This is a genomic window from Ruminococcus sp. BSD2780120874_150323_B10 (assembly GCF_015553695.1).
GTDB lineage: Bacteria > Bacillota > Clostridia > Oscillospirales > Acutalibacteraceae > Ruminococcoides > Ruminococcoides intestinale_A.
Genome location: NZ_JADNHD010000018.1, coordinates 37,248 through 44,211 on the forward strand (window position 1 = coordinate 37,248; position 6,964 = coordinate 44,211).

A 6,964-nucleotide genomic window follows, 5' to 3' on the forward strand; every position below is an offset into this window, starting at 1 on the left:
GTAAGGAGAATTACCGTGAAGGAAACAATCTGTACTATACCGATAAACGATATTTTTATGCCAAAAGACGGTTGCCCTATCTGCCGAATGGAGGATATGCTCGAAAAGCAGTATGTTAAATTCATTACAGGCGATGCAATGATGGAGCCAAACATCAGAATAGAAACCAATAAAAAAGGTTTTTGTCACCGCCATTTTTCGCAGATGTTCACGGTAGGTCAAAAACTGCCCAACGCACTTATACTCGAAAGCCATTTGCAGGAAATTATCGACAAATATATGCCTGCAAAACTTAAAGGCAAGCCCGACAAAAAACAACTTGAGGGCATTAAGGAAGAGTTATCTTCCTGCTATGTCTGCGACAGAATCGCAAGCGATATGCACCATTTTATGGCAACGGTTTTTGTAGAGTGGGCAAAGGGCGAAGAATTCAGAAAGTTGTATAACGAACAGCCGTTTATCTGTTTAAAGCACTATTCTTTTATAATGAGTGCCGCAACGGGCAAGGGCGGAATTTCGTCAAAACTTTTGCCTGACTTTTACGCTGAAACCGCCGCCCTCACAAAAAATTACCTTGTAAGCCTTAAGGCGGATATTACACACTTTTGTTCAATGTTCGATTACCGCAGTCAGGGACAGGATTGGGGCACATCAAAAGATTCGATTGAAAGAAGTATTGCGTTTTTGACGGGTACGGATTGATAAAACAGAAAATTCGGAAATTCCGAATTTTCTTTTGAAAGGAATTTTTATGCAGAACAAATCTGATTTAATTATTTATACAACTGAAGACGGACTAACCAAGATAGATGTTACTTTTGATGACAATACGGTTTGGTTAAGTCAGGCAGATATGGCAGAGTTATTTCAGAAAGCTAAATCAACTATTAATGAACATATTAAAAATATTTATGATGAGGGAGAACTGATTCAGGAGCAGACTATGAGAAAATTCGGAAATTCCGAATTTTCTACCAAACCTACCAATTATTATAATCTTGATGTGGTTATATCGGTTGGTTACAGAGTAAAATCACAGAGAGGTATTCAGTTTAGGCTTTGGGCATCCAAAATTATTAAGGAATATATGAAAAAAGGCTTTGTTCTTGATGATAACAGATTAAAAGAACTTGGTGGCGGCGGATATTTTAAAGAACTTTTAGAGAGAATTCGTGATATTCGTGCTTCCGAAAAGGTCTTTTACAGACAAGTCCTTGAAATTTATGCCACAAGTATAGATTATGACCCAAAAGCGGATATTTCTATTGAATTTTTTAAAAAAGTACAAAACAAGATACATTATGCGGTTCACGGCGAAACAGCGTCTGAAACAATTTATAATAGAGCGGACGCCGAAAAAGAGTTTATGGGACTTACTACATTTGTCGGAAATCATCCGACTTTGAAAGAGGCAAAGGTCGCAAAAAATTATCTTAATGAAAAAGAATTGAGAGCAATGGGACAAATTGTATCCGGTTATCTTGATTTTGCGGAAAGACAGGCAGAGCGTGGACAGGTTATGACTATGGCTGACTGGGCAAAACATTTGGATAATATACTTACAATGAGCGGAGAACAGCTTTTAATCGGAAACGGTAAAGTTACTCATAAACAAGCAATGGAAAAGGCTGAAAATGAATATAAAAAATATAAAGCCCGTACACTTAGTGAAGTTGAAAATGATTATCTTGGCAGTATAAAAATGCTTGAAAATTTAGATAGGAAAAAGGGAAGAAAATAGAAAATTCGGAATTTCCGAATTTTCTCCCTTTAATAAAAAAGGCGATACTAAGCATTGCCCAAACTGCGGCGGCAAACTTGAAGATGATGATTAAAATTAGTTTACATAAATTTGGATATACTATAAAAAGGAAGTCTTACTATGCTGACATATACAGCCGATGATTTGGAAAAAATTTTCAGGGAAGAGAATATAAATCCCGATGAGCTGCAGAATATGGTAGTGGAAAAGCTCACAAAAAATAACCTTAAGCTTGCCACCGCCGAAAGCTGCACGGGCGGTTTGCTTTCGGGAAGAATTACCGCCGTGAGCGGTGCAAGCGAGGTTTTTGACTGCGGTGTTTGCTCGTATGCAAACAAAATTAAGCACAAGGTGCTCGGAGTGAGCGAAGAAACTCTTAACACACTCGGCGCAGTGTCGCCCGAAACCGCTTTGCAGATGGCGGAGGGTGTAAAAAAACTTGCAAATGCCGACATCGGCGCAAGCACCACGGGTATTGCAGGGCCGACAGGAGGAACAGATGAAAAACCTGTCGGACTTGTTTATGTGGGAATTTGTGCAAATTGCAGTAAATTTCCCGTAAAACTTTTGCTCGGTGAAACAAACGGAAGTAAAAATTCCCGAAATTATATAAGAAAACTTGCTTGTAATGCCGTTCTTTATACAATTTGGAAATTAACCTAAATGTTGTAAAAAAATCTTGTAAAAAAATTAATATTGTGGTAAAATGAAATCGTAACTGTGGATATGAGGGTTTTTTTGCCCTTAAATTATAATTCATTTAAGTAATTATAATTTAATCTTTTGATTTATCCCGAAAATATAACTTAATATCCGTCAGAATGGAGTTGATTTTAATGGAAAGAAGTGCAGGTATCCTGTTGTCGGTTACTTCGCTTCCGTCCCCCTACGGAATTGGTACTATTGGTAAAGAGGCTCGTGAGTTCGCTGACTTCCTCAAAAAGGCAGGTCAGAAGGTATGGCAGATTCTTCCTGTCGGCCCTACAAGCTACGGCGACTCTCCTTATCAGTCCTTTTCAACTTATGCAGGTAACCCTTACCTGATTGACCTTGACACACTTTGTGAAGAGGGTCTTATTACTAAAGAGCAGCTCGATAGCTATGATTGGGGTTCTAACGATGCTGAAGTGGATTACGAGAAAATCTACAACAACAGATTCGATGCTCTTAGAATTGCTTACGATAATTTCAAAAAGAAAGACCAGAAGGCTTTCTCCTCATTTAAGAGAAAGAACAGCAAGTGGCTCAAGAATTACGCACTTTATATGGCTGTAAAGAAGAGCTTTAATATGGTTTCCTGGACAGAGTGGCCGGACGAAGAAATCCGTATGCACGAGGAAACAGCTGTTAAGCGCTATGAGCGCAAGCTTAAAGACGATGTTGATTTCTGGAAATTCTTACAGTTTAAGTTTTATGAGCAGTGGGAGGCTTTCCGTGCTTATGTAAACGGTCTTGGAATTAAGATTTTGGGTGATATGCCTATCTATGTTGCCATGGACAGCGCAGACACATGGGCTAACCCCGAGTTGTTCCAACTTTATGATGACGGTGATCCTATTGCAGTTGCAGGTTGTCCGCCTGACTATTTCTCGGCAACAGGTCAGCTCTGGGGCAATCCTCTTTATGACTGGGATTACCTCGCAGAAACAGATTACGAGTGGTGGTTTGAGAGAATTAAAGCTGCGTCAAAGCTTTATGATCTCACAAGAATCGACCACTTCAGAGCTTTTGCAAGCTACTATTCAATTCCTTACCCTGCTGAAAACGCTATTAACGGTGAGTGGGTTGAAGGTCCACGCATTAAGTTCTTCAAGATGATGGAAGAGGCTATCGGCAAGATTGATATTGTTGCAGAGGATCTCGGAACTCTTACTCCCGATGTAACCGAGCTTATGGAGCAGACAGGTTATCCGGGAATGAAGGTACTTGAGTTTGCTTTTGACAGCGGTGAAGAGAACGATTATCTCCCGCATAAATATACTGAAAACTGCATTGTTTACACAGGTACTCACGATAATGACACCGTTATGGGCTGGGTAGAAACAGCTAAGCCTGAGGATGTAAGCTATGCAAGAAGTTACTGCCAGATGCCTGAGGACGAGCCTTTTAACTGGGGTCTTATTCGTACAGCATATGAGAGCAAGGCAGGTATGGCTATTATTCCTGTTCAGGATATTCTCGGTCTTGGTAAAGAGGCAAGAATGAACATTCCGTCAACACTCGGCGGTAACTGGACTTGGAGAGTTGATAAAGCGGCTCTTACTGATGAGCTTGCAGAAAAATTAAAAACAATGTCTGTAAATAGCGGACGACTGGAGGACTAAACAAATGAGCAATATTATGGAAAAGCTTGAGCTTACAGCACAGTCTATGTATTGTAAGAAGATAGAAGAGCTTACACCTTCCGAACTTCATCTTTCTCTCGGCAAGGCTGTTATGGGCGAAATTGCCGACAACTGGGCAGCAAGCAAGGCTAAGCACAACAGCGAGCGCAGAGCTTACTACTTCTCTGCTGAATTTCTTATGGGCAGAATGATGTACAACAACCTTTACTGCCTCGGTATTCTTGATGATGTAAAGAAGATGCTCAAGAAAAAGGGCGTTGACATCAATGTATTTGAAGATATTGACGATGCAGCTCTCGGTAACGGCGGTCTTGGCCGTCTTGCAGCTTGCTATCTCGACAGTGCCGCTACTATGGAAGTACCGCTCGACGGTTACGGCATTCGTTATAAGTATGGTCTTTTCAAGCAGCTCATCAAGGACGGTTATCAGGTAGAAGTTGCTGACGATTGGCAGAGATTTGATGATCCGTGGTGCCTCCGTCGTGAGGACGAGGCTGTAACAGTTTCTTTCAAGGGTCAGACAGTTAAGGCTGTTCCTTACGATATGGCTGTTATCGGCTGCAAGACAACTAACATCAACACACTCAGACTTTGGCAGGCTGAAGCTATCAATGAGTTTGACTTCCAGGCATTTAACAATACAGAGTACAACAGAGCAGTTCAGGAGAAGAACGATGCTGAGAACATCACAAAGGTTCTTTATCCTAACGATAATAAGTATGAAGGTAAAGTTTTAAGACTTAAGCAGCAGTATTTCTTCTGCTCTGCTTCACTTCAGGATATTATGCGCAGATACAAGGCAAAGCACGGCAACGATTTCAGCTTCTTTGCTAAGGAAAACGCTATTCAGCTTAACGATACACACCCTGTATGTTCAATCCCTGAACTCGTAAGACTTCTTATGAACGAGGGTATGAACTTTGACGAGGCTTTCGAGATTGCAAGAAAGACTTGTGCTTACACAAACCACACAGTTCTCGGCGAGGCTCTCGAGAAGTGGCATGCTGACCTTATGATGCAGGTAATTCCTGAAATTTACCACATCATCTGCCTTATCGCAAATAAGCTCCAGGAAGAGCTCACAGCTAAGGGCGTTAGTGAGGATATGAAAGCCAAGATGCGTATTGTTGACGCTAACACAGTTCATATGGCAAGACTTGCAACATATGCAGGCACATATGTAAACGGTGTTGCTAAGCTTCACACAGAGATCCTCAAGGACGATGTTCTTAAGGAGTGGTACCAGGTATATCCTGAAAGATTCCAGAACAAGACAAACGGTATTACACAGCGCCGTTGGTTAGGTCTTTGCAACCCTGAACTTGCTGCACTTATCACAGAGAAAGTTGGCAGCGACAACTGGCTTATTGACCTTTCACTTCTTTCAAAGCTCAATGACTGCATTGATGCTAAGACAATTACAAAGTTTAACACAATCAAGAAGAAGAAGAAAGTTCAGCTTGCAGAGTACATCAAGAAGATGGACGGCGTAGAGATTAACCCTGATTCTATCTATGATATTCAGGTAAAAAGACTTCACGAATATAAAAGACAGCTTCTTAACGCATTCTCAATTATGACAATTTACTTCCGCATTAAAGAGGGCAAGCTTCCTAACTGGACACCAACAACATTTATCTTTGGTGCTAAGGCTGCTCCCGGTTATGCAAGAGCTAAGGCAATCATTAAGTACATCAACGAGATTGCTAACCTTGTAAACAACGATCCTGATACAAAGGATAAGCTTAAGGTTGTATTCATTTCTAACTACAATGTATCTTACGCTGAAAAGATCGTAGTTGCTGCTGACCTTTCAGAGCAGACATCTACAGCAGGTCTTGAGGCTTCAGGTACAGGTAATATGAAGTTTATGCTCAACGGCGCATTAACACTCGGCACATATGACGGTGCTAACATCGAAATCGCAGAGTGCGCAGGCGAAGAGAACGAGTATATCTTCGGTGCAAGAGTAGAAGATATTGAAAGACTTAAGAAGGAAGGCTACGATCCTAAGAAGCTTTATGAGGCTAATCCTGAAATCAAGAAGGTTGTTGATACACTTATCGACGGCACATTTGATGATGACGGCGCTCAGGGCGAGGGCAGCTTTGCTGAACTCCACAATGCTCTTATCAATGGTACATCATGGCAGGAGGCAGACCACTACTTCCACATCTATGATCTCCCACTTTATGTTGAAACAAAGATCAGAGCTAACTCAGATTATGCTAACCGTAAAGAGTTTGGTAAGAAGTGTCTTATCAACATTGCTAATGCAGGTAAGTTCTCATCAGACAGAGCTATCGTAGAGTATGCTAAGGATATTTGGCACACATCTTACAGAAAAGTTTAATTGATTATATAAGTAAATAACTTTTCATTAATTTAAATCGTTAAAGTCCGACAATGACTAAGGTTGTTGTCGGACTTTTTGTGTTATGTAAAAATATGTGGGATAGTTAGAGTGGGGGAGAGGAGGTTTTAAAAAAATTCCTTATTTGTGTATTGCGGTGATTTAATTAGTCGGGTTTTAGAGCCAAAAGTTTTTAATGCACAAATAATAAAAATTTAGGTCAAGCCTTTAAAAAGGTTGACCAAATTTATTAGTCCGAGTATAAAGTTTTGTGCGAGCTCAAACAAAATTACCCGACCGTTGATTTAATGTTTCACGTGAAACATTTTTACTGTTTAACAAACAAAAAATATAAGAAAAATTACAATTATTCTATAAATACCCTTTTAAATATGCATTATTAGTGGTATAATGTATATTAGATTTACCTAAATTGCCAAAGTGAAGTTCGGATTTTTGAGGGAAAAACGAGAAATACCACGGGTTCACCTTGACAAAAGAGTA

At 40.2% G+C, this 6,964-nt stretch carries 5 protein-coding genes; all 5 read left to right on the forward strand.

Translation table 11 applies throughout. From position 1 onward, the window contains the following. Nucleotides 1-15 precede the first annotated feature (15 nt). Entirely contained in the window at nucleotides 16-702 is a 687-nt protein-coding gene (locus I2E21_RS10635; protein ID WP_022234769.1) for a DUF6062 family protein, read from the forward strand. Nucleotides 703-751: 49 nt separating this feature from the next. Continuing rightward, the gene (locus I2E21_RS10640) at nucleotides 752-1,741 is read left to right on the forward strand and encodes a virulence RhuM family protein (protein ID WP_195411295.1); all 990 of its coding nucleotides are present in this window, start codon (nucleotides 752-754) and stop codon (nucleotides 1,739-1,741) included. Between the two features lie 141 nt (nucleotides 1,742-1,882). Beyond that, a complete protein-coding gene (locus I2E21_RS10645; RefSeq protein ID WP_195411296.1) occupies nucleotides 1,883-2,425 on the forward strand; it encodes a CinA family protein in 543 nt (180 codons plus the stop codon). 173 nt (nucleotides 2,426-2,598) lie between these two features. Next, a complete protein-coding gene (malQ, locus tag I2E21_RS10650) occupies nucleotides 2,599-4,086 on the forward strand; it encodes a 4-alpha-glucanotransferase (protein WP_195411297.1) in 1,488 nt (495 codons plus the stop codon). 4 nt (nucleotides 4,087-4,090) lie between these two features. Next, entirely contained in the window at nucleotides 4,091-6,460 is a 2,370-nt protein-coding gene (locus tag I2E21_RS10655) for a glycogen/starch/alpha-glucan phosphorylase (RefSeq protein ID WP_195411298.1), read from the forward strand. Nucleotides 6,461-6,964: the final 504 nt, after the last annotated feature.

Bases quoted from the DNA above. Each gene is read 5' to 3' on its own strand.
- I2E21_RS10645 (WP_195411296.1), top strand. From the start codon at position 1,883: ATGCTGACATATACAGCCGATGATTTGGAAAAAATTTTCAGGGAAGAG.
- I2E21_RS10640 (WP_195411295.1), top strand. From the start codon at position 752: ATGCAGAACAAATCTGATTTAATTATTTATACAACTGAAGACGGACTA.
- malQ (WP_195411297.1), top strand. From the start codon at position 2,599: ATGGAAAGAAGTGCAGGTATCCTGTTGTCGGTTACTTCGCTTCCGTCC.
- I2E21_RS10655 (WP_195411298.1), top strand. From the start codon at position 4,091: ATGAGCAATATTATGGAAAAGCTTGAGCTTACAGCACAGTCTATGTAT.